The organism is Pantoea sp. Taur (assembly GCF_009830025.1).
GTDB classification, from domain to species: domain Bacteria; phylum Pseudomonadota; class Gammaproteobacteria; order Enterobacterales; family Enterobacteriaceae; genus Pantoea; species Pantoea communis.
Genome location: NZ_SZZZ01000001.1, coordinates 261,193 through 283,803 on the forward strand (window position 1 = coordinate 261,193; position 22,611 = coordinate 283,803).

The window sequence follows — 22,611 nt, forward strand, 5'->3', positions numbered from 1 at the left end:
TTCAGCAGGTAAAGGAGTGCGCACACCGTCAAGTAATATTGAGGAGGTTATTATGAGTTCGATGGTCATGGCGCAGCAATTACGCGCCCGCATAAGTATTAAAAATAAAATCTTTGCCCTATACCTGTTGGCATTATTACTGCTGGCACTTTGTCCACCGCTTTATTTAAGCGTCAGCGGAAGTAGTGCTTTATTACTGGGGATACCTCTGCCGATCGTTTATTGGCTCGCGATTGCGGTATTCCTCGGTGTGGGATTATGGGTTATGTATCTGGCGGAATGCGCGTTTGGCGAAATTCCGGATGATGAGGAAGTCGCATGAAAATCACTGCAGCAGAACCCCATTATTTAATTACCTTTGGCATGATTGGCCTGTTTCTGGCGATCATGATTGCCGTGCTGTATGCCACCAACCGTAAAAGTACTTCATTTTCTGATTACGCCGTCGGTGGTCGGTCTTATGGGCCGTGGTATATCGCCATGAGCTATACCAACTCGTGGTGGCCGGGAGCGACCTTCACCGCTTTCTTCTCACTGTCGGTGAGCGGAGTGATCGGCTTCTATGGCGCGGTCTACTCAACGCTCGGCGTGACGGCTATGTATCTGATGGCGCGCCGCGCGTGGAAATGGGGCCAGCACTTCAATCTGACGACACAACCCGATCTGCTCGTCATGCGTTTCAACAGCCCAGCGGTGAAGCGAGTGGCGTCGATTATCGGCATCATCTGTGTGTTCCCGTGGGTGGTGATGGGTATACAGGCACTGGCGTTGTTGGTGGAATTTGCCAGTTTTGGTCGCTGGGGCGTCACCACCTGCCTGATCGCTGGCGTGTTGTTGATTCTGGTGCGTCAGTACTGGACCGTCAGCATGGGCATGCGCGGTTTGATCATGACGGATATGTATCAAGGCATCATCGCCTATGGGTTGGGTGCGCTGGTGTGCGTGGTGCTGCTGTTTGGTGGCGATCATGGCTTCGGCCAACTGGCGACGTTGCCACCAGCGATGCTGCAGATTCCGGGCGCAGAGGGTTCGCACTATGGTCCCTGGTATATGTTCAGCCTGATTTTCACCGGCGTGATTGGGTCAATGTGCTGGCCGATGAGCTTCCAGCGTATTTATACTGCCAGCGGCATCCGTGCTGTTAAGAAGGGCACGCTGTTAACCATTTTGCTGGTGGGCGGTTTTTACGCCATCTTGATGCTGTTCGCCACGGCGGTCAGTCAGGATCCTAACGTGCAGGCCAATCCACAAAATGGCTTCTTCACGGCGTTGTTTGATCAAGGCGGCCCTTGGTTGCTGGCACTGGCGCTGGTGATCGTTCTTGCCGCCAGTATCGGACACGTTGATGGATGCGTGCAGGTATGTGGTACGCAGTTTGCCAACGATCTGGCGACCTGGAATAAACCGCGTAGCGATCGTCAACTGACGGTGCTGGCGAAGTCGGGCATGGTGGTATTTATTGTCGCTGCCGCGCTGTTGGCGTACTTCACCTTCAACTATTCCCGTTTGCAGCTGCTGGCGCAGATCTCCTATCAGGGGATTATTCAGCTGGCGGTGCCGTTGTTCTTTGGTATCTTTAGCCGCTTTGGTAACAAACAGGGTGCGCTACTGGGCATGATGACCGGGATTATTATCGCTATCGTGCTCACCGTGTTCTTCCCGGATGACATCCCGGCGCTTGGCTCGCTGACCAGCGGCATCGTTGGCTTGGCGGGTAACGTGGCGGTGTTTGTGGTGTGTGGTTTGCTGATCCCAGTTGACGACAAAGAGAAAGCCCGTGTCGAAGCTTTGTTCGCGCTGGCTGATGGCGTGAAAGCACCGGTGGCAAAACCGCTGATGAATTAACCCGTTGCAATCCTTTTCGTATCAAGGCCATGATAACGCTCTGACCCCTTATCGGAGCCTATCATGGCCGCCTCTTCGCCGTTCAATATTGGTGTGCTACTGTTCCCTCATCTCACTCAACTCGATCTCACTGGCCCGTGGGAAGTTTTTGCTCGCATGCCCGGCTCAAGCGCTAACTAACTGGCCTAGCTCCAGCTTCAAACAGCGATCGGCGAGGTGGAAATAGCGATCGTCATGGGTGATCACCAGAACGGTTTTCCCCCGTGCTTTCAGCGCGGGGAGCAGTTGGTGGTAAAACACCTCGCGAAACGCCGGATCCTGATCGGCTGCCCATTCATCAAACAGATAGAACGGGCGGTCTTCCAGCCAGGCCACCAGCAGCGCCAGGCGCTTACGCTGTCCGGTGGAGAGCGCCAGCGTCGAGAAAGTGCCCTCCACCAGCGTCACTTTTCGGGTTAATTGCAGGGCATCCAGCAGGGCGTGCGCTTCGTCATTCCAGCGTGTGCTGTCGATGCCTTGCAAATCCTCAAACAGATGAAAATCATTAAACACGGCAGAAAACAGCTGACGATAACCGGCGCGGTTGCTCTCATTGATGACTTCACCGTCCAGCAGCAGTTGGCCACTATCCGCCTGATATAAGCCGGTAAGCAGTCGAGCCAGCGTGGTTTTACCGCTACCGTTGCCGCCCGTCAGATACACCAACTCACCGGGACGAAACTGCAATGAAAGAGGGCCGAGCTGAAATGCCTCATGCTGATAGGTGATGTCGCGCAGTGCCAGCTGATGGAAACTGAGCTGCGGTGCATCAAAGGTTGTTTGCTCAGGTGGCAGCTGCTGCTGCATGGCTTGAATGCGTTTGAGTGCAACCTGCGTGAGTGTCAGGCCGGGTAGGGCGGCGAGCGCTGTCTCAATCGGCACGATCATATAAAGAAACACCATCGCGAAACCAGACATCACCGCGCCGTGCAGATCCAGCATGTTGGCGAGTAAAAACATCACCACGCCGATAAAGGCAAAAAAGAAGACGCTGGCCCAAATGTTGGCCAGAGCATACAGCACGTAACCGCGCGTACGTTCCACGCGCACCTGCTCGATGGTATTGAAAAGTTTGTTATGCAGAAACGCCTGTTTGCGCGGGGCGTGTAAGCGCAGTTCTTTCGCGCCGCTGAACAGCGCGCTCACCTCACCAGTCAGCGTCTCTTCACGCTGACGTGACTGGCGCATCAGTTGTAAGGCGCGCCGATGCACTCCCCTGTAGCCGAGTGAGCCTATCAACACTGTGATGAGCGCAATCATCATCACGGTCAGCGACAGATAACCGAGATAGCCCATGCAGCCGATGATCACCGCCAGCGACATGACAAAACCCGGCAAGGCAATAAAGAACACCACCACCTGGTCGAGGTCCTGCGTCAAAACGCTGAGGGCACGCGGCATGCCGTGCTGTTCAAGATCGGCATAACCGGCATCCGCTACCTGCTGGACCAGCTTGCGGCGCAACTCGGCTTTGCAGCGCTGACCCATTGCCATAAACAGGGACTGACTCAGGGTGCGCGTGCCCAGCATCAGCAGCGCCAGCAGGGCAAACTGCCAAGCCAGTTGCCAGCGCTGCGCCTCCGTGGCGCTCAATCCCTGATTGATGAGTGCCAGCAGCGCCGCGTTGCTCAAACCACCGATCACGCTGCAGGCCAGCGCGACAAAAAACAGCACACCGGTGGTGCGCAGTAACATCAAATAAATCGACACCTCATCTCCTATGAGTTTGTGCTATCCAACGGCCGCCACAGCAGCAATGCCAGCCATGGTCCGCCCATCAGGGTTGCCATCAGGCCCGCAGGAATTTGCCGTGGATACAGCAGGTTGCTGCCGGCCCAATCAGCCAGCATCATTAAAATGGCGGCGATCACGGCGGCAAACAGCATCTGTTCCATGGGTTTACGCGCGCCCAGCTGGCGGGCCAGTTGCGGGCCAAGTAAGCCGATAAACGACAATGGCCCAACAATTAAGGTGGCAACGCCTGTCATCGCCGCAGCCAGCAGCATCAGCAAAAGCCGGGATTGAGTCACGTTCAGCCCAAGCGAGGAGGGAATTCCCTGCAGTGGCAAAAGCAACATCGCTCGCCGCAGCAGGGGTGTCAGTGCCAGCAGTAACAGGGCCAGGGTGAAAGCTATCACGGCGATGGGTGTGCTAACGTAATAGGTGGATCCGGTCATCAGCTGGCGCAGCATCGCGGCGGCCATACCGTTGTTGCTGATAACAATGGCGGCAACGGACTGGAACAGCGCAGTAATGGCCAGCCCGCTCAGCAACATGCGTTGTGGATTGAGAGCATAGTGGCGCGCCTGCCATAGCGTTATCCCCAGTGTGATCAGCGCACCTGCCGCACTACTGGCAATCATCACCGGCATGCCTGCCATCGGCCAGAGTAACAGTTGCACCGTAATACCCAATGAGGCACCGGCACCGATGCCGAGCAACTCTGGGCTGGCCATCGGATTGCGGCTGATGCGTTGCAAAATAACGCCCGCAGCTGCCAGCAGCACACCAGCGGCGATGGCAGCCAGTAAGCGTGGCAGACGAAATGGCAACATTACCTGAATCTCAGCAAAGGAGTTCCAGCGCCAGCCGTTGACCCCATGAGCAAAGGCAAGCGCGACAACCAGCATTACCACAAAGAGAGCAAGTACCGGCAGGCGTGTAAAGCGTCGCGCCGGGAAGGGAGCAGGTTGAGGCTCGTTCACATCGGGCTGAAAAAGATGGCGCAGGCGCGGCAAAAACCACAGTAACAGCGGTGCGCCTGCCAGCGCAGTCATCATGCCGGTGGGGAGCAGCAAGCCATCAATACCATTGAGGCGACTGACCCACTGATCGGTGAGCCACAGTAAACCGGCGGCCAGCAGCGGTGACCAGAGAAGCTTCTGGCGCAGGCTTTTCGCGCCCGCCAGTGCCGCCAGGTGTGGCGCAGCAAGCGCGATAAAACCGATGACGCCCACCACACTGATCACCAGACTGCTCATCAGCAACGCAGACATTATCGCAATCCCTCGCACCCATCCTGCAGGCAAACCGATTGAGTGGGTAACCCGCTCATCCAGCGCCAGCAGGCGTAAAGGGCGCAAAATCAGCAGCACGGGGAATGCTGCGATGAGCAAGCGCGGTAATAACCACCACAATGCATGCGCATTCTCCTGCGCCAGCGAGCCGCCACCCCAGATAAACACGGCGGACAGCGAACGATCGTAAATGATCGACAACAGCAGATTGGCGGCACCGCAATACAGGTTCACCAGCATACCCGCGAGCGTCAACGCCAGCGGGGTAAACCCCTGACGTACACTAAGCAGAAAGACCAGCGCAAAGGCGACGATCGCTCCACTGAGCGCAATCCATTCTCGCCCCAGCAGCAGCCATGCAGGTGCCATCAAGGTGGTGAGGGAAAGCGCTAAGGTTGCGCCGGAAGCAATGCCCAGCGTCATCGGTTCGGCTAACGGATTGCGCAGCGCCTGCTGCATTACCACGCCGGTAAAGCCCAACGCCAGACCACATAAAATCGCCATACCCTGACGAGGTAACCACATCAGCGTGAAGACCTGTTGTGCCAGCGTGGGCATTGCGGTGTGGTGCAGCGCTTGCCAGGCATCGTGCCACGGCAATTGGTGCGCCAGCTGCTCAAGACATAGCATCAGCGCAACTGCAAACAGTAAAAGCGTCAGTGAGGCGGTATGGCGATTCATGGATTTGCCTCGTTTAACGCCTTGACCAGCGCTTCGGCGAAACGCACGGCGGTGAGCACGCCTCCTTCCGTTGAAAGTCCATCCGGTAACTCCAGCAACCGATGCCCTTCCGATCGCGCCAGGGTATGCCACAACGGAGATTGTAATACGGGGTTGAGATCAATTTCCGGCCAGGAAGGCAGCAGCGCCAGCCAGCCGGGCGGCAACTGCGTGAGTTGCTCCAGTTCCAGCGTGGCATAGCCCTGAGCGCCCACCGCAAACGGCGTGTGGTGGGGCAGGTCAAGTAAACCCAGCACGTCAGTAAACAGACTTCCCGCGCCCAAAGCCAGCACATGCAGGGTATCCAGTGGATGCAATAAATAGATGGGTTTGTCTTTGAAGCGAACGGCTTGCTGTCGCGCACTCTCGAGGCGTTGCAGTAAGCCTGCCATGACTTGGTCAGCGCGTGTGCGGAGACCGGCCAGCTGTGCCAGCGCATGCAGATTCTGCTGCGCCTGTTGCCACGGATGGGGGCCACTTGTCGAAAAGTAGGATAACGGGGCAATGCGGGATAGTTGTGCTTCAGCCATACGGTGTGCCGGCGTGACCAGTAACGCGTCAGGCCGCAGTTCAAACAGGGTTTCGTAATTGGGTTGGAACAGTAAACCCACGTCGGCGACCTGCTCGGGAAGCGGAGGCTGGCTAAACAGGCGGCGATACCAGTCGGGGGCGGCAACGCCAACCGGTGTGATGCCCAACAGCAGAGCCATTTCGGTGATCCCCCAATCGAGGATCACCCAGCGCGGCGTCGTTTTTGCCTGCAGCGGAAACGAAAAAAGGGCCGCGCCTGCCAGCGCGCCCTTAATCAGTGTTCGACGTCGGATTACCACTGATAACTCACCGTGGCGATCAATTGACGGCGTAAGCCAAAGTGACAGCCAAGATCGTTACAGTTGCTGATGTACTGTTTATCGGTCAGGTTTTGCAGATTCAGACCGAGCTGCCAATCCTGCCAGCGATAGCGCATCATCGCGTCGTAAATCATCGCAGCCGGTACTTTCAGGCTGTTGTCGCTGGTGGCATAGCTGGTGCCCACGTATCGACCGCCGCCGCCAATCGTCAGGCCATCCAATACACCCGGTAGCGCATATTCGGTCCAGAGCGCAGCAGTCTGGCGGGCAATCGATACCGGTTGCTTACCTTGCGTATCATCATTGGCTGACAACACTTTCGGGTTGGTCAGTGCATAAGAGGCATTCACCAGCCAGCGGGAAGTGATATTGGCTTTCGCTTCCAGTTCTAATCCCTGTGAACGGATTTCGCCGGTCTGTACTGAGTAGTTGGCGTGATCCGGATCGGCGGTCAACACGTTGGTTTGGCGCAGGTCATACAGGGCCGCACTGAACAGCGCATTAAAGCCGTTTGGCTGATACTTTATCCCCAATTCAGACTGCTTGCCTTTGGTCGGTTTAAACGGATCGCCGCCAAAGGAGGTACCCGCCTGCGGCTGGAACGACGTACCGTAGCTGATATAAGGCGCAATGCCGTTATCAAAGTGATACAGCAAACCTGCGCGGCCGGTGGTGGCGTAATCATTCAGCTCAGTGCGCGTGCCACTGACCCAGTTCTGGCTTCGCGTTTGCGCTTTGTCATAACGGCCACCCAGATTTAGCACCCAGTTGTTCCACTTCATGCTGTCCTGCAGATAGATACCTTGCTGGGTCATGAAAGAGCGACTGTGATAATCGATCGATGGCGATTCTACTGGCGTACTGTAGTCCGGATTGAGATAGCTGATATCTGACGCGCTGCCGTAACCGCTGTTCTGCCGCAAATCGTCATGCACAAAATCGACACCCAACGTCAGCGCGTGATTGATGGCGCCGGTATCGAGATTGCCTTGAAGGTTGGTATCCACATCAAAGGCGTTAAATGACTCGATCACCCGCATACTGTCGCGACTCACCGTGGCTGACCCATCGGTGATGGTCGCGGTGGGGTAGACCATCTGATAATCGCTGCTGGTATGCAGATAGCGCAGGTTTTGATGCACGCTCCAGACGTCATCAAACTTGTGCATAAAGTCATAGCCGATGCTGGCCTGCTCACGACGGTAATAGTCGAAGCCGGGCTGACCGCCGTAGAATTTGTCAGAGAAATTGCCCTGCGCAAGTTTTACAAGGCTGCCTTCCAGTGGCAACTGATTGTAAAAACCGGTGTAAGGATCTTTGCGGAATTGGCCAAGTAACGTCAGGCGCGTGTCGTCATTCGGCTGCCAGGTCAACGCGGGCGCGATATCGTAATGCTTGTATTTGGTGTAATCGACTTGCGTGTTATTACGCGACCAGGTCCCGGTGATGCGGCCCAGCCAGTGTTCATCGTTATCCAGTGCGCCAGAGAGATCGAGTCCCGTTTCGAACAGATTATGACTGCCGGTGCTGACAAAAATCTGGTGAATGGGCTCCGCGGTCGGGCGCTTACTCATCAGATTAATCACGCCGCCGGGACTCGCCTGGCCGAATGTCACTGAACTCGGGCCTTTGACCACCTCAACGCGATCCAGCAGGAAAGTGTCGTAATTCGGACGCGACCAGTAAGTCACCGTTGGCAGGCGCAGGCCATCCAGGTATTCATCAGCGGCAAAACCACGGATATAAATGTCGTCAAAACGATAATCTGCACCGCCGCCTTCGGCACCAATTCCCGCGTTGTAACGCAGTGCTTGTGGCACATTCAATGCCGCCTGCGAAGCCATTTGCGCCTGGGTGATCACCGAGATGCTTTGTGGCGTTTCGATAATCGGCCGCGTGCTTTTTGTGACAGAATCTGCTTTCTTCGCCACCTGATTCCAGCTGTCGGCATCTGCGCTATCGCTATCGACACTGTTGGCTGTCACGGTGAGTGTGGCGTTCGAATTGTTATTATTATCAGCAGCCCAACCTGATGTGCTGCTGATCAGCATCAGCAGCAATACGCTCAGTGGCTTGCGCTTAAAGGTGCGATGACCCGGCATTTATTTTCCCCGATATGTTCCAATGGCCCCAAATAGTGATACAAATGATAATCATTACTATCTTATTTGATAGCGTCCTGCTGGCGGGTTTGCATCTTCTGAATCGCAAATAACGCAGAGCAGACATCAATAGGCAATTTAACGGGATTGGGTGAAAGGGTGTTGCAGAAACCACTTGCGGCGGAAATGACGCCAGCACTGCCATTACTCGCCACGCGCGAAATGCATTATCAGGCTGGTCGTGAAGAGCGCTGGCACGCGCATGAAGTGGCGCAACTGGTGCTCTGTTTGCAGGGTGTGATGCGCGTGCAGACGCAAACAGCTTCCTGGACATTGACACCCGGTCGTGCGCTTTGGCTGCCGGGCAGTGTACCGCACGCGTTGACCGCGCTAAGCGATATCCGCAGTGCCAGTTTGTATCTCGATCCCAAACTGGCGCGGGCGTTTTGGCCGCAGGCGCGTAGCATGTTGATCTCGCCGCTATTACAGGTGTTGATGCAAACGCTGGTGGAGATCGAGTTGCAACCGCAGCCCGACCTCGCGCGTGTAGATCTGATTTCACCGCTGTTACTGGATGAGATCCGCCGTGCTTCGGACGGTCCGGTGTGTAATCTGCCGTTGCCCAGCGACCGCCGTTTACTCAACATTTGCCAGCAGCTACTGGCGACCCCGGCCAGCGGCGATACGCTGGAAGAGTGGGGCCAGCGCGTCGGTGCCAGTTCGCGCACGCTGGCCCGCCTGTTCCGCGAGCAAACCGGTATCACCTTTACTCAATGGCGCCAGCAGTTACGTCTCTCAGAGGCACTGGTGCAATTGGCGCAAGGGCAGACGGTTTTGCGCACCGCCAACCAACTTGGCTACCAAAGCCCCAGCGCCTTTATCTCGATGTTTCGCCGTTTGATGGGTGAAACACCACAGCGATTTCTGCGAATTTCAGCCTGAAATCGCCAGGGATATTTTCCCTCAATGCCCACTGGCAGTAGGGCGAACGGTGATTTCGTTAACGTCGACTTCGCCAGGCTGATCGATGGCCCAGCTTACCGCCCTGGCGATAGCATCAGGCTTGAGTCCAATCTGTCGATAGCTTTTCATCGCCTCGCGCGCCACGCTATCGCTGATGCTGTCTGCCAGTTCAGATTCCACCACGCCGGGGTTGATTACCGTGACGCGCAGTTCGCGTGATTCCTGGCGCAAGCCATCGGAAATGGCGCGAACCGCATATTTGGTGGCGCAGTAAACGGCGGCGGTGGGGGAAACCGTCAGCGCACCCACGGATGCGATATTAATTATGTGCCCCATGCGCTGTGCCTGCATGGTGGGCAGCACCGCAGCGATCCCGTACAACACGCCGCGAACATTGACGTCCAGCATTAAATCCCACTCTTCAACTTTCATTGAACTCATCGGCGAGAGTGGCATAACGCCAGCGTTGTTAATCATCACATCAATGCGTCCATATTTCTCCAGCGCGAAATCCGCCAGCTTTTGCGTGTCACTGCGTTGTGTGACATCTGTTGCGAGAAAATCCACGCTGGCACCTTTACGGTGTAATTCATCGCACAAGTTTGTCAGGCGATCGGTACGGCGTGCACCCAGCACCAGTTTATGCCCTTGCTCGGCCAGATGACGGGCAATACCTTCACCGATCCCGCTGCTGGCACCGGTCAACAAAATAACTTTTTGGTTGGAGTTCATGGTGAGTTCCTCGTGTAATTGACGAGGCTATTGTTGAAGAAGTCAGCCGGGCGCAACAGACCGGATTGTGGCGAATGTTTGCCTGATTCTCTCGCCGCCATTGTGCATCACTGAATGAAATGGCTATGCTTTGCCTGAACCTCTCTCTGGAACGCTATCTATGTCGAACACGGTAAAACAGCAAACCTGCCACCTGTTACGTCAGTTGGCACGTCAGGAAGGCTATACCGAATCCTTACTGGAGAGCGTGCGCTTTATGCGTGCGGACCAACAGTGGGCGCGCACGCCGGTGCTGTATGAGCCCAGCATCATCATTATCTGCCAGGGATCGAAACGCGCCTTTCTCGCCGATAAAATGTATCGCTATGACGCACAGCATTATCTGGTGCTGTCAGTGCCGTTGCCCTTTTCCGCCGAAACTGAAGCAACTTCTGAAGAGCCACTGCTGGGTATAGCAATCCGTCTGGATGCTACGATGGTCGCGCGGTTAGTGGCACAACTTGCCGAAGCTGAGACGGCGGTCACGGTACCACCAGCAGGGATTATCTCTACGCCGATTAATGATGTGCTGGCAGAAAGCACGTTGCGATTACTGGAGGCGCTCAGTGATCCACTGGAGGCTAAAGTGCTGGGACCCGCGCGCGTAGAGGAGGTCTGCTTTCGTATATTGATGGGCGAACAAGGCGGGGCGGTGCGCGCGGCGCTGACCTATCAGGGCCATTTTGGCCGTATAGCCCGTGCACTGCAGCGTATTCATGCTGACTGGCAGCAGCCATTGGATGTACCTCACCTGGCGAACGAAGCGGGGATGAGCGTGCCGCGTTTCCATCTGCATTTTAAAACGGTGACGCAAACGTCTCCGATTCAATACCTTAAATCGCTACGTTTGCATCAGGCTCGTTTGATGATGATTCGCGATAATATGACCGCTGCCGGTGCGGCAGCGAGAGTGGGATATGAGAGTGATTCCCAGTTTAATCGCGAGTTCAAACGTCTGTTTGGTCGCAGCCCGGCAGAAGAAGCGAGGGTGATGAAAAGGGCATTTGAACTGCTGCCCCCTGAGCAATTAACCGGGCGACTACAGGCACATTAACTTAACGTATGCCCATCACGGCAATCACCGCCACAATCCAAAACAGGGCACAGCCTGTCAGCATCCATTGCCAGATCTGATGGCGTTCAGGATTGAAAAGCACATGGATGCGTGCACGAAAAATCGTTTGCATAGAAACCTCGGGTCAGAATGTTTAATCGGATATGGAGTGGCTGCGTTCAGAAAGGTCTGGCAGCGGATAGGAACATTCTGACTATTTCTTACACAACGATCGACGAGACCAGTCTTGTTTGTGCGAGGGAGGAAAGTGGGACAGGGGCCTCCAGCCGCGAAGATTGGGACTTCACGCGGCTGGAGACAACGGTTTTACACGCTGTGGGTGACGCCTCCATCAACACGAATGTTCTGAGCGGTGATGTAGGCCGCGCCGGGTGAGGCGAGGAACGCGATGGTGGCGGCGACTTCTTCTGCCGTGCCATAGCGTTTAAGTGGCACACTCTCACGACGCTCATCACTTTTCGGCAGACTGTCGATCCAGCCCGGTAACACGTTGTTGATGCGAATGTTATCCGCTGCGTAAGCGTCAGCGAAAATTTTAGTGAATGAGGCGAGTCCGGCGCGGAAAACCGCTGAAGTTGGGAACATGTCTGTGGGTTCGAACGTCCAGGCGGATGAGATGTTGATAATGCTGCCGCCGCCCTGTTTCTGCATGATAGGCGTCACCAGACGTGCTGCGCGCACAACGTTCAGGAAATAAGTCTCCATGCCGCGCTGCCAGTCATCATCACTCAGTTCCAGTATCGGCGCACGTGGCCCATGTCCGGCGCTATTGACCAGCACATCAATGCGACCCCACCGCGCCATCGTCGCCTCAACCAGTTTTTGTAAGTCATCCACTGACTGGTTGGATCCGGTGATACCTAATCCGCCTAAACGGTCAGCCAGCGATTCCCCTTTGCCAGAGGAGGAAAGGATCGCAACCTTATAGCCATCCGCTGCCAGTTTTTCTGCTGCTGCGGCACCCATGCCGCTTCCGCCTGCCACAATCACTGCGACTTTTTCTACTGTCATGATTCGTATCCTTTTTAAGATTAGAAGTCGATTTATTGCAGTATAGGGGCTAAATTCGGTTGCAGAGAGTCAGTCTGATTCGCAATTGACGATAGGAAAACTACAGGATGGGTCAGGGGTTTCCCACGCTACCGCCGCTTAATGCGTTGAAAGTATTCGAAGCGGTGACGCGTCATCTCAATTTTCGCCTCGCTGCTGAAGAGCTTGGCGTCACTCAGGGCGCGGTGGCACAGCAAATTCGTGGGCTGGAGAGCAGCCTGGGGCTGAAACTGTTCGAACGGCTGCCGCGGACTTTGGCGTTAACCGCAGCGGGTGCAGGTTATGCGGTGAGTGTCCGTCAGGCGTTTGAGTTGATCGATGAGGCCACACGTGCTTTGCGACCCGAACCGGATCATCTGACCTTGAGTGTCACGCCGACTTTTGCCAGCCGCTGGATGCTGCCTCGCTTACCGGCCTTTACCACCGCGTGGCCGGATATTGACCTTCGTGTACTGGCCTCAGAAAGATTGGTGCAGTTTCATCACGAAGGGGTTGATCTGGCGGTGCGTTATGGACGTCCTCCGTTTGGGGCAGGGCTGGATGCCACGCTGCTGTTCAGTCAAAGCGTATTGGCAGTGGTGAGTCCGGATTTATTGGCCGGGTTGGGCGATCCGCAGGATCGGGATAGCTTTGAGCGCTATGCTTTGCTGCATGACGGGCACCACTTGTGGCCTGCCTTTCTCGCTTTTGTCTTCCCAAAAAGCACGCTACATCATCAGCATCATTTGCGTTTTAACCAGACTGCACTGGCCTTAGAGGCGGCGATCAACGGGCAGGGCATTGCCCTCTCCAGCCCGCATTTTGTGCGAAACGATCTTGCTCGTGGTCGTCTGGTGCCCGCGTTTCCTCAGCAAATGAACGTTGACGCGGGCTGGTATCTGGTCTCTCCCCATCGTCCACGTGAACACACGAGCGTACAGGCCGTGCGTGCGTGGTTGCTTGAGCAAATAAAATAGCTGCATGTGGCCGAAAAATTGCTCCGTTTTTGTTCAATCACAAAATCAGTAATTCTGATGATCTCATGTGGATTATGAATGTTATAACTGACTGAAGATGCAAACCCGGGCTTTTATCCTGCAAACGCAGTGGATTAGCAAAATATCACGATATTTCAGCAAGTAACCATTAGCAATGCGCGTTGCAATCCTGCTATGGCTGTGAATAAATACGAGGTCAATCATCATAAAAATGCCATAAAGGCCAGGCGTCAGCCTGAAAAGATCAATGCAATTATGAACGACCTTAAAGATGTTTTAGCCAGGGACATCAGCGCCAAAAGCGAAAGCATGGAAGCGCACCTGATTGCCATCCGCCGTGATATTCACGCGCACCCTGAACTCGGATTCGACACGATTCGTACCGCGCATATCGTCGAGCAAGAACTGTTGCGCCTTGGTCTGTCGCCACAAACGGGCGTCGGCAAAACCGGCGTGGTGGTGGACATTGTGGGTGAACAACCGGGAAAAACCCTCCTGATCCGCGCCGATATGGACGCGCTGCCGATTCAGGAACAGACCGGTTTACCGTTTAGCAGCACCTATCCCGGTAAAATGCATGCCTGCGGCCACGATATCCATACGGCGACACTGCTGGGTGTGGCGGCGATTGTTGCGCAATATCGCAGCCAGTTAAAAGGCACGGCGCGGCTGATTTTCCAGCCAGCCGAAGAGACGCCTGAGAGTGGCGCCGAGGCGATGATTGCTGATGGCGTGGCAGAGGGCGTGGATCTGGCGATCACCCTGCATAATAAGCCCGAGCTGGCGGCAGGTGAAATTGCCTTGACGCGCGGTGCCAGTACCGCTTCCAGCGACGAATTTGATGTCGTCGTCCACGGCAAATCCACTCATGCTGCGCGCCCACATATGGGAACCGACCCGATTATTGCGGCGGCGAACCTTATCAGCCAACTGCAAACCATCATTTCACGTGAACTCGATCCGGCGCATTCTGCGGTGTTAACCATTGGCCATATTCATGGTGGCTCGACGCACAACATCATTTCCGATAGCTGCCTGATTCAGGGCACTGTGCGGGCGAAATCACCTGAGTCACGCGCGCACATTGAGCACGCTTTTAAGCGTATCTGTGCCGGCGTGGCGCTTTCGCTGAATACACGCATTGATGTCAACTATCAGCGCGGCGTGCCCCCGTTAATGAATGATGATGCGCTGATCGATGTGCTCGAACCCATTTTGTCGCACCAGTTTGGTAAGCCGATTGTGGCGAAACCGAGTGCCAGTTTTGGCGCGGAGGACTTCTCCCTGTTTACCGAGCGGGCGCCAGGTTGCCAGATTCATATTGGATCCGGGGCGCCGGGACGCGACGATCATCTGCATAATTCGGATTACCAACCCGACGAACGCAGCATTCATGCAGGCACTCAGGCATTAGCCCGTTTAGCCATCGATTTACTCTCCTAAAATAATGAACTCTGAGGTTTTATGATGATGCGTAAAGGGCTGTTTACCGCTTCCGCTGGCCTGTTGCTGCTGGCTACTTCTGCACTGGTGCAGGCAAAAGATTTTGGCACACTGAAATTCGCAACCGAAGCGGCTTATCCTCCGTTCAACCAGTCTACGCCGAGCGGCAAGATTGTTGGCTATGAACCCGATATGGTGGCGGAACTGGCGAAACGTGCCGGTTTTAAATATGAAATCGTGGCGCAGAAATGGTCCGGCATGATCCCGGGCCTGGTCGATGGCAAATATGATGCTGTCATTGATGCGGTTACCGTGACACCTAAACGTGAAGAAGTGGTGGATTTCACCCATCAGTACACCGTGAGCGTGTCTGGTTTTGTGACCCTGAAAGGTAGCGCTGTAGATACTTTGCCGGGTAACGGTGAAGTCGTTCAGGCGGGTGATGAGGCGGGCATGACGAAAGCCATCGATGCGCTGAAAGCGAAATTCAAAGGTAAAACCATCGCGGTGCAGGTCGCGACTATTCAGGCTGATTTCCTCAACAAATATCTGGCTGACGTTGCCACCATCCGCACCTATCAGGCTGGCCCGGAAACTTTTGCTGACCTGCTTAACGGTCGCGTTGATGCGGTAATGGCGTCACGCACCAACCTGAATGCCTATGTGAAAAAACACACCGATACTGTGAACAGCACCGGTTACGGCTTCTCCGGCGGCGTGTTAGGGCAGGGTTCAGCGATTGCCATTCAGAAGAACAACCCGGAGCTCAAAGCGGCGCTGGATACGGCTTTAGTTTCAATGATCAAAGATGGCACGCTGAAACAGCTATCAGAAAAATGGTTCGGCGAGAACGTCGCGCCTGCGGAGTAATGCTAAGCGCTTATGACTATTGACTGGCAATTGTTAGGTTTTGGTGACGAAGGCTGGGGCGGCGTCTTGCTTGACGCCGCCACGGTGACCGTCACCGTTTCTTTGTGTGCATGGCTGCTGGGCGCAGTGCTCGGCAGCCTACTCTGTTGGATGCAAATTGGTGGTGCGCGCTGGCAACAGCGCCTCGCTAATGGCTATATCACGCTGTTTCGCGGCGTCCCTGAGCTGCTGGTGATCTATTTGTTTTACTTTGGCGGACGCCAGGTGGTCTCCTTCGTCGGGGAAACATTAGGCATGCAGGGGCCGTTTGATGTTAACGGTTTTGTCGCCGGGGCTATCGCCATCGGATTGATCTCTGGTGCTTACCAGAGTGGTGTGTTTCGTGGCGCATTTTACGCCATCCCGAAAGGCACGCTGGAAGCGGCTACGGTGACAGGTATGGGACGACTGATGTTGTTTCGTCGCATGATCGTGCCGCAGGCGCTTCGCACCGCGCTGCCAGGCATGGGGAATCAATGGCAATCAGTGATCAAAGAGTCTGCACTGGTTTCCGTCACCGGCTTAGTGGAAACCATGAACCAGATTTCCACTGCATCCAACTCCACGCAAATGCCGTTTTTCTTTTACAGCGTTGGCGCGGTGATCTACCTGATCATCACCACCTGTTCCGATTTTGTTTTCCGCTATGTGGAAAAAGTGGCCATGCGCGGGCAACAACGCGCGCGGTTGTAAGGAGCCACGATGGATTTCACGTTCTTACAGCATACGCTTGCCGCGTTGCTGCGCGGCTTGCCGCTGACACTCAATCTGGCCGTGTTGTCACTGTTGGGTGGTGGTGTGGTGGCGTTGGTACTTAATCTGCTGCGTCAGAATCGATATGGGAGCGTTTTTGCTCGCTTTTACGTCTGGCTATTCCGTGGCACACCGTTGTTAATCCAGATTTTTATGATCTATTACGGATTGGGGAGTTTACCGGCAGTGCGCGAGAGCGTGCTGTGGCCGCTGTTGCGCGATCCCTACTGGTGCGGGTTGATTGCGCTGGTGCTTAACGATGCGGCTTACACCTCGGAGATTCTTCGTGGTGGTCTTAATGCCGTTAGCGTGCAGTCGCTTGAGGCAGCCAAAGTCAGCGGTATGTCGCGCTTCACGACGCTGCGCCGCATCACCTTGCCGCTCGCCGTGCGTCAGGCGTTGCCTGCTTACAGCAATGAAATTATCTCGATGATCAAATCCACTTCACTGGTCAGCACCATCAGCCTGATGGAAATGACCGGTATCGCGGACTCGATTGTGTCAGAGACTTTCCGCGCGCTGGAGGTGTTTATCAGTGCGGCGATCATTTATCTGCTGCTGACTGTGCTGGTCAGTAAAGCGGTGGCGCTGCTGGAGCGCCGTTTGTCACCTTATCATGTTGGAGCACGTCAATGAGTAAACCCACTATCGCCCTGAGTCATCTCAGAAAAAGTTATAGCGGGCATGAGGTGCTTCATGACATCAGCTTGGCGGCGCAGGATGGCGACGTGATATCACTGATTGGCGCCAGTGGTTCCGGAAAAAGTACGCTATTGCGCTGTATTCCGTTTCTTGAAGTGCCGCAAGGCGGGGAAATCGCGGTCGGGGATGAGGTGGTCACCATTGACAATCCCCACGAGAAACTCAGCCGTGAGCAGCAGCGTCGTATCAAACTGATGCGCATGCAATTGGGTTTTGTCTTCCAGAGTTTCAATCTGTGGCCGCACAAAACGGTGCTGCAGAACATTATTGAAGCGCCGGTACATGTGCAGAAACGCAGTCAAAAAGAGGTGATTGAAGAAGCCGAAGCTCTGCTGCATAAAGTCGGGCTGTATGAAAAGCGCAACGCATGGCCATCGCAGCTGTCAGGTGGACAGCAGCAGCGTGTGGCCATCGCGCGAGCGTTAGCGCAGCAGCCCAAAGCGATTCTTTTTGATGAGCCCACTTCCGCACTCGACCCTGAACTGGTGGGCGAAGTGTTACGAGTGATCCGCAGTCTGGCTGAAGAGGGACGCACGATGATCATCGTCACCCACGAAATGGGCTTCGCGCGTGATGTCTCCAACAAAGCGGTGTTTCTGCATCAGGGCAAAATCGAAGAGTCGGGGCCGCCACAACAAGTGTTTAGCGATCCGCTCTCTGATCGCTGCCGGGCTTTTGTCAGTAGTCACTTGCAGCGTAATAGTTAACCTCCTTTCAAACCCGCTTCGGCGGGTTTTTTCTTATCTAAATCCGCAAAAAATAAATTTTCCTGGTTAACGATTTCACCCTGAAATACATTAATTTTTAGGATATTTCTTGCGATTTATCTTAACGATTTCAGTTAAAAAAACAGTGTATACAACATTAATTTTCAGACCCTTCCTGGGCCTGCACCGCGCTTAACTTCAACGACTTAAAATAAAAAGTAAGAAATTTCCTATATAAATCAGATCACAAAGATCATCTTACCCTGTTGCTATCCTCATTAAGCCTAAGATATATTCGCGCAGAATCACACAAGGAAAGTGTGCTTAAAGCGTGCTTTCCGCGCTTCACTTACAGGAGTAAATATGAGTAATTCTTATCAAAATGAAATACCCAAAGCGCGCGTTAACATCAAACTCGACGTTCATACAGGCGGCGCTGCACGCAAAATGGAGCTGCCGCTCAAACTGCTGGTGACCGGTGATTTCAGTAATGGCCAGGAAGATCGCGTGCTGAGCGAACGCGAAAAGGTCAACGTCAATAAAAATAATTTCGATAGCGTACTCGCTGACTTCTCGCCATCAGTCCGACTCACCGTGCCGGATACCTTGTCAGCGGATGGCAGTGAACAAGCCATCAATCTGACCTTCAGTAACATCAAAGACTTCGAACCTGAACAGGTCGCCCGCCAAATTCCGCAACTCAAAGCGATGCTCGCGATGCGCAATCTGCTACGCGATCTCAAATCCAATCTGCTCGATAACGTCACCTTCCGCAAAGAGCTGGAAATCATCCTGAAAGACCCGGCACTGAGTGACGAACTGCGTTCCGAACTTTCTGCGCTTGCCAGCGATAACGGCTGAACCCTTTTAACGGACTAAATGAGAGACGATGCTGATGTCAGTTCAGAATGAAACCCTGTCTTCCGGTGGTACCACCGTGCTTGAAAACCCTGCAGCGGAAGGTGTGTACGCCTCGCTGTTCGATAAAATTAATCTCCATCCGGTCACCTCACTGAGCGATCTGAATGTCTGGCAAGACAATCAGGCGATGTCAGACGCCACTGCTGACGAGCGCGTCACGGCGGCGATGCAGGTGTTTCTTAATCGCTTAAAACTCAGCGGTGAGAAAGTCGAAAAACTGGATAAAAACCTGCTGGATCATCACATTGCCGAGCTGGATTATCAGATCAGCCGCCAGCTGGATGCGGTGATGCACGATGACGAATTCCAGAAAGTGGAATCGGTGTGGCGTGGATTGAAATCGCTGGTGGATAAGACCGATTTCCGCCAGAACGTGAAGCTGGAAGTGCTTGATGTGTCGAAAGAAGACCTGCGTCAGGACTTCGAAGACGCACCGGAAATTATCCAGAGCGGCCTGTACCTGCAGACTTACGTTGCCGAGTACGACACGCCGGGCGGCGAACCGATTGGCGCGGTGATCTCTGCCTATGAATTCGATGCCTCTGCGCAGGATATGGCGCTGCTGCGTAATATCTCGAAAGTTGCTGCATCGGCCCATATGCCGTTTATCGGTTCTGCAGGGCCGGCATTCTTCCTCAAAGAAACCATGGAAGAAGTGGCTGCCATCAAGGACATCGGCAACTACTTCGATCGTGCAGAATACATCAAGTGGAAATCCTTCCGCGACACCGATGATTCTCGCTACATCGGCCTGACCATGCCGCGTGTGCTGGGCCGTTTGCCGTACGGACCAGATACCGTGCCGGTGCGCAGTTTTAACTATGTTGAAGAGGTGAAAGGGCCAGATCACGATAAGTATCTCTGGACCAATTCGTCTTTCGCCTTCGCCGCCAACATGGTGAAAAGCTTTATCAACAACGGCTGGTGCGTGCAGATTCGTGGCCCACAGGCGGGTGGTGCGGTGCAGGATCTCCCGATTCACTTGTATGACCTCGGCACCGGTAATCAGGTGAAAATCCCTTCTGAAGTGATGATCCCTGAAACCCGCGAGTTTGAATTTGCGAACCTCGGTTTTATTCCGCTTTCGTATTACAAGAACCGTGATTACGCCTGCTTCTTCTCCGCAAACTCCGCGCAAAAACCGGCGCTGTATGACACCGCAGATGCCACCGCCAACAGCCGCATCAATGCGCGCTTGCCTTACATCTTCCTGCTGTCACGCATCGCGCATTATCTGAAGCTGATTCAGCGCGAAAACATCGGCACCACCAAAGATCGCCGCTTGCTGGAACTGGAGCTGAATACCTGGGTGCGTGGATTGGTGACCGAAATGACCGATCCGGGTGATGAGTTGCAGGCTTCCCATCCGCTGCGCGATGCCAAAGTGATTGTGGAAGATATCGAAGATAACCCGGGCTTCTTCCGCGTGAAACTGTTCGCAGTGCCCCATTTCCAGGTGGAAGGCATGGACGTCAATCTGTCGCTGGTATCGCAGATGCCAAAAGCGAAAGCGTAAGGCGGCTATCCGGAATGAAAATTTACCGTCCGTTATGGGAAGACGGCGCGTTTCTGACGCCGCAACAGTTCCAGCAGCAGGCTATGTGGGACGCGCATGTGGCAGGTACTGTCGCTGGCATGACGCTGGCATAACGCAGCTTCAAGAAAGACTGCCCTCTCCGGTGCAGCTTATTCCGGCAGCACTCAACAGTGAACACCACAGCGATCCGGCTCGCGTTTATGTGGTCTATCCTGATGCGGATGAGCAGCAAGACGCGCCCACAACGGCATCATCATTAAAATCATTTGTGAGTGGGGCCTGCTGTGCCTTACTGGCTGGCGTTTTAGTCTTTGTCTGTGGCAGTTGGTATCGATACGAACAGCATCAGCACTTGATGGCCTCTCAAGCCCTGCTCGAACAACAGCGCAGAGAGAAACAAGCGATATCGTTGGAAAAATTACAGAGCTGGCATCGTGGTATGGCGCAGTTGGAAAATATGGCTGAACAACTCAATGGACTGGATAAAACTAAAGGAAAATATCTCACGGTGAGTGAGCTTAAAACGGGGATTTTTTCCGCGATGCAGGCCTTTAACCAGCAGATTCCGGTTGAAGAGCAACTTCGACGTTATGCCGAGGGTAATGGTGATCAGCTGAGTGAACAAACGCAGACGGGATTACTGTTAAAACAGCTGATGTTTCGTTATCAACTCATACAACAGGATCACGCAGAGTCGTTCACCGATCGGGAAAAAGCCAATCTAAATCAAAGTCGTACCAGGTAGACTTCTGAAATCAGCGCTAAACCAGTAAAACAGATTGAATCCAATGGGTGGGCAGGTTACAACGTTGCAAAACCATGAATGGATGCTGGTGCAGTATCGACAACCCTCCTGACCCGGAGGGCTTTTTTATCGCTTTAACAACGGAAAACTATGCCTCACACTTACCGCCCATGGATGAAAAGGTATTGGCTGGTCTGGCTACTTCTTACGCTGGTGACTTTGTTCGCATTACTTGCCGAACAAATCCTGGATCAACGGCGCACGCGTGAAGCGGAATTCCATCAGCAGTTCAGTCGTATTGCGGCCTATTTAACGCAGAATGAAACTCTGTTGCCATTATTGACGGGTGATGAAAACCTTACTGAATTGCAGAAGAAATTTCCGCAAATCGTGCAGCTTGAGCACACACAGAACAGGCCGCTAACCGGCCCGCGGTTTGAAGATGCCAGCGAAGGACGGTACTGGCTGTATAATCCCTATCGACAATTCCGCATGTTGGTGGATTTGCATTTTGCCGTGCAAGCCCCTGAAGTCGGGCTGGCACTTGCATTTCATATTCATGCTCAGCCCGCAATATCAACTTCGGCCTATTCTGAAACGGCGCGTTGGCAATGGCAGCGTCCGTTTATCAACCTCTACCAACCTTTTCTGATTAAAGGCAGCGCGAATCCTGATTGGCGTGCGCTGCATGTCGCTCCGCCCCTGCTGGCGTTGATGTTGTGGCTCATCATCGGTTTTCTCGGTTGGGAATTATTGCGTCACTGGCGACAAAACGTCGAAATGCGTCTGCGGGCTGACTATTTCCAGCGCACTCGGCGTGAATCTTTAGGTGAATTCACGGCGGGTATCATCCATGAAATTAACCAGCCGCTCACCGCAATTAACACGTGGTTACACACCAGCCAGCTGCTGCTTAAGCAAGGCAAACACGATAGCCTGCCGCAGACACTCGGTGCCATTAGTTTACAAACTGAACGATTGGCCGGTTTGCTGCAACGTTTTCGCGACATTGTCAGCGAACGCCCGGTGGCGATGACTGCGATCGGTGTTGAATCAACATGGCGGCGAGTCACGGTGCTATTACAACAAGAACTGGATGCGGGCGCTGTGGTGCTTCATCAGCAGTTTCAGCATGACCACGCGCGTGTTATCGGCGACGAACAATGGCTCGAACAGGTCTTTCACAATCTGCTACAAAATGCGATCCACATGCAGCAAGGGCAGGCGGATGCGTGGGTGGCTATCAATTCAGAACGCCTGGCGCACGAGATTAAAATCATCATCAGTGATAACGGACCAGGCTTTTCTGTCGAAGGATTAGCGCAGGCCTGTATGCCGTTTTACAGCTCGCGACCAGAAAGCATGGGGCTTGGCATGACGCTGGTTGAGAGCTTGATGTTACGCATGAATGGCCAGCTGCGGCTGGCAAACCGCGCCGAAGGCGGCGCGGAAATCACCCTAATTTTCCCACTGGCGGAGTAACG

21 protein-coding genes and 2 pseudogenes are annotated in these 22,611 nt (G+C 54.2%); 16 read left to right on the plus strand and 7 right to left on the minus strand.

Going from position 1 to position 22,611, the window contains the following annotated elements; translation table 11 throughout:
* Positions 1 to 52 precede the first annotated feature (52 nt).
* The 3 genes and pseudogenes from FD744_RS01185 to FD744_RS01195 all read left to right on the plus strand — a co-directional run.
* Positions 53 to 322, plus strand: a complete 270-nt coding sequence (locus FD744_RS01185) for a hypothetical protein (protein ID WP_034822302.1) — start codon at positions 53 to 55, stop codon at positions 320 to 322.
* Positions 319 to 1,845, plus strand: coding sequence for a sodium:solute symporter (locus FD744_RS01190; RefSeq protein ID WP_160866968.1), 1,527 nt, complete (start codon positions 319 to 321; stop codon positions 1,843 to 1,845). Before FD744_RS01185 ends, FD744_RS01190 begins: the two co-directional genes overlap by 4 nt.
* Positions 1,846 to 1,908: 63 nt before the next feature.
* Positions 1,909 to 2,010, plus strand: a pseudogene (locus FD744_RS01195) (DJ-1/PfpI family protein); the annotation flags it as partial.
* Here FD744_RS01195 and FD744_RS01200 read toward each other — a convergent pair.
* The 4 genes from FD744_RS01200 to FD744_RS01215 are packed head-to-tail and all read right to left on the minus strand — an operon-like array spanning position 2,011 to position 8,574.
* Positions 2,011 to 3,594 (minus strand): cyclic peptide export ABC transporter, encoded by a 1,584-nt coding sequence (locus tag FD744_RS01200; RefSeq protein WP_160866969.1) that lies wholly within the window; start codon positions 3,592 to 3,594, stop codon positions 2,011 to 2,013. It lies immediately after the preceding pseudogene.
* 8 nt (positions 3,595 to 3,602) lie between these two features.
* On the minus strand, positions 3,603 to 5,582 hold the full coding sequence (gene fhuB / locus FD744_RS01205) for a Fe(3+)-hydroxamate ABC transporter permease FhuB (protein WP_160866970.1): 1,980 nt from the start codon (positions 5,580 to 5,582) through the stop codon (positions 3,603 to 3,605).
* Complete coding sequence (locus FD744_RS01210) at positions 5,579 to 6,451, minus strand: ABC transporter substrate-binding protein (protein WP_160866971.1); 873 nt, start codon at positions 6,449 to 6,451, stop codon at positions 5,579 to 5,581. The genes fhuB and FD744_RS01210 overlap by 4 nt, the downstream gene beginning before the upstream one ends.
* The gene (locus FD744_RS01215; RefSeq protein ID WP_160866972.1) at positions 6,445 to 8,574 is read right to left on the minus strand and encodes a TonB-dependent siderophore receptor; all 2,130 of its coding nucleotides are present in this window, start codon (positions 8,572 to 8,574) and stop codon (positions 6,445 to 6,447) included. The genes FD744_RS01210 and FD744_RS01215 overlap by 7 nt, the downstream gene beginning before the upstream one ends.
* 159 nt (positions 8,575 to 8,733) lie before the next feature.
* Here FD744_RS01215 and FD744_RS01220 point away from each other — a divergent pair, with 159 nt between their 5' ends.
* The gene (locus FD744_RS01220) at positions 8,734 to 9,516 is read left to right on the plus strand and encodes a helix-turn-helix transcriptional regulator (protein WP_230599014.1); all 783 of its coding nucleotides are present in this window, start codon (positions 8,734 to 8,736) and stop codon (positions 9,514 to 9,516) included.
* 21 nt (positions 9,517 to 9,537) lie between these two features.
* Here FD744_RS01220 and FD744_RS01225 read toward each other — a convergent pair whose 3' ends face one another.
* Positions 9,538 to 10,269, minus strand: coding sequence for an SDR family oxidoreductase (locus tag FD744_RS01225; protein ID WP_160866973.1), 732 nt, complete (start codon positions 10,267 to 10,269; stop codon positions 9,538 to 9,540).
* 160 nt (positions 10,270 to 10,429) lie between these two features.
* Here FD744_RS01225 and FD744_RS01230 point away from each other — a divergent pair, with 160 nt between their 5' ends.
* Positions 10,430 to 11,362 carry an AraC family transcriptional regulator gene (locus tag FD744_RS01230; RefSeq protein WP_160866974.1) on the plus strand — a complete coding sequence of 311 codons (933 nt, stop codon included), beginning with the start codon at positions 10,430 to 10,432 and terminating at the stop codon, positions 11,360 to 11,362.
* Between the two features lies 1 nt (position 11,363).
* Here the strand turns inward: FD744_RS01230 and FD744_RS25815 are convergent, their stop codons facing one another.
* Both FD744_RS25815 and FD744_RS01235 read right to left on the minus strand, forming a co-directional pair.
* Positions 11,364 to 11,495 carry a hypothetical protein gene (locus FD744_RS25815; protein WP_255492415.1) on the minus strand — a complete coding sequence of 44 codons (132 nt, stop codon included), beginning with the start codon at positions 11,493 to 11,495 and terminating at the stop codon, positions 11,364 to 11,366.
* Positions 11,496 to 11,689: 194 nt separating this feature from the next.
* Positions 11,690 to 12,394, minus strand: a complete 705-nt coding sequence (locus FD744_RS01235; RefSeq protein ID WP_160866975.1) for an SDR family oxidoreductase — start codon at positions 12,392 to 12,394, stop codon at positions 11,690 to 11,692.
* Positions 12,395 to 12,501: 107 nt separating this feature from the next.
* On the opposite strand from FD744_RS01235, the gene FD744_RS01240 reads away from it, so the two are divergent.
* The 11 genes and pseudogenes from FD744_RS01240 to FD744_RS01285 all read left to right on the plus strand — a co-directional run bounded on the left by FD744_RS01240 (position 12,502) and on the right by FD744_RS01285 (position 22,609).
* Entirely contained in the window at positions 12,502 to 13,389 is an 888-nt protein-coding gene (locus FD744_RS01240; protein WP_160866976.1) for a LysR substrate-binding domain-containing protein, read from the plus strand.
* A 276-nt stretch (positions 13,390 to 13,665) separates the two neighbouring features.
* The gene (locus FD744_RS01245; RefSeq protein ID WP_160866977.1) at positions 13,666 to 14,853 is read left to right on the plus strand and encodes a M20 family metallopeptidase; all 1,188 of its coding nucleotides are present in this window, start codon (positions 13,666 to 13,668) and stop codon (positions 14,851 to 14,853) included.
* Between the two features lie 21 nt (positions 14,854 to 14,874).
* On the plus strand, positions 14,875 to 15,723 hold the full coding sequence (locus FD744_RS01250) for a transporter substrate-binding domain-containing protein (RefSeq protein WP_230599012.1): 849 nt from the start codon (positions 14,875 to 14,877) through the stop codon (positions 15,721 to 15,723).
* A gap of 12 nt (positions 15,724 to 15,735) precedes the next feature.
* Positions 15,736 to 16,455 (plus strand): ABC transporter permease, encoded by a 720-nt coding sequence (locus FD744_RS01255; protein WP_045816766.1) that lies wholly within the window; start codon positions 15,736 to 15,738, stop codon positions 16,453 to 16,455.
* A gap of 9 nt (positions 16,456 to 16,464) precedes the next feature.
* Entirely contained in the window at positions 16,465 to 17,151 is a 687-nt protein-coding gene (locus FD744_RS01260) for an ABC transporter permease (protein WP_160866978.1), read from the plus strand.
* Positions 17,148 to 17,924, plus strand: coding sequence for an ABC transporter ATP-binding protein (locus FD744_RS01265; RefSeq protein WP_160866979.1), 777 nt, complete (start codon positions 17,148 to 17,150; stop codon positions 17,922 to 17,924). Before FD744_RS01260 ends, FD744_RS01265 begins: the two co-directional genes overlap by 4 nt.
* A 363-nt stretch (positions 17,925 to 18,287) precedes the next feature.
* Entirely contained in the window at positions 18,288 to 18,785 is a 498-nt protein-coding gene (gene tssB, locus FD744_RS01270) for a type VI secretion system contractile sheath small subunit (RefSeq protein ID WP_160866980.1), read from the plus strand.
* Between the two features lie 28 nt (positions 18,786 to 18,813).
* Positions 18,814 to 20,361, plus strand: a complete 1,548-nt coding sequence (tssC, locus tag FD744_RS01275; protein WP_160866981.1) for a type VI secretion system contractile sheath large subunit — start codon at positions 18,814 to 18,816, stop codon at positions 20,359 to 20,361.
* A gap of 14 nt (positions 20,362 to 20,375) precedes the next feature.
* Positions 20,376 to 20,492: pseudogene (locus FD744_RS25495) on the plus strand (hypothetical protein); the annotation flags it as partial.
* A gap of 32 nt (positions 20,493 to 20,524) precedes the next feature.
* Positions 20,525 to 21,127: a VasL domain-containing protein gene (locus FD744_RS25940; RefSeq protein WP_160866982.1), complete on the plus strand. Its 603-nt coding sequence runs from the start codon at positions 20,525 to 20,527 to the stop codon at positions 21,125 to 21,127.
* A gap of 150 nt (positions 21,128 to 21,277) precedes the next feature.
* Positions 21,278 to 22,609 (plus strand): sensor histidine kinase, encoded by a 1,332-nt coding sequence (locus FD744_RS01285; RefSeq protein ID WP_160866983.1) that lies wholly within the window; start codon positions 21,278 to 21,280, stop codon positions 22,607 to 22,609.
* Positions 22,610 to 22,611: the final 2 nt, after the last annotated feature.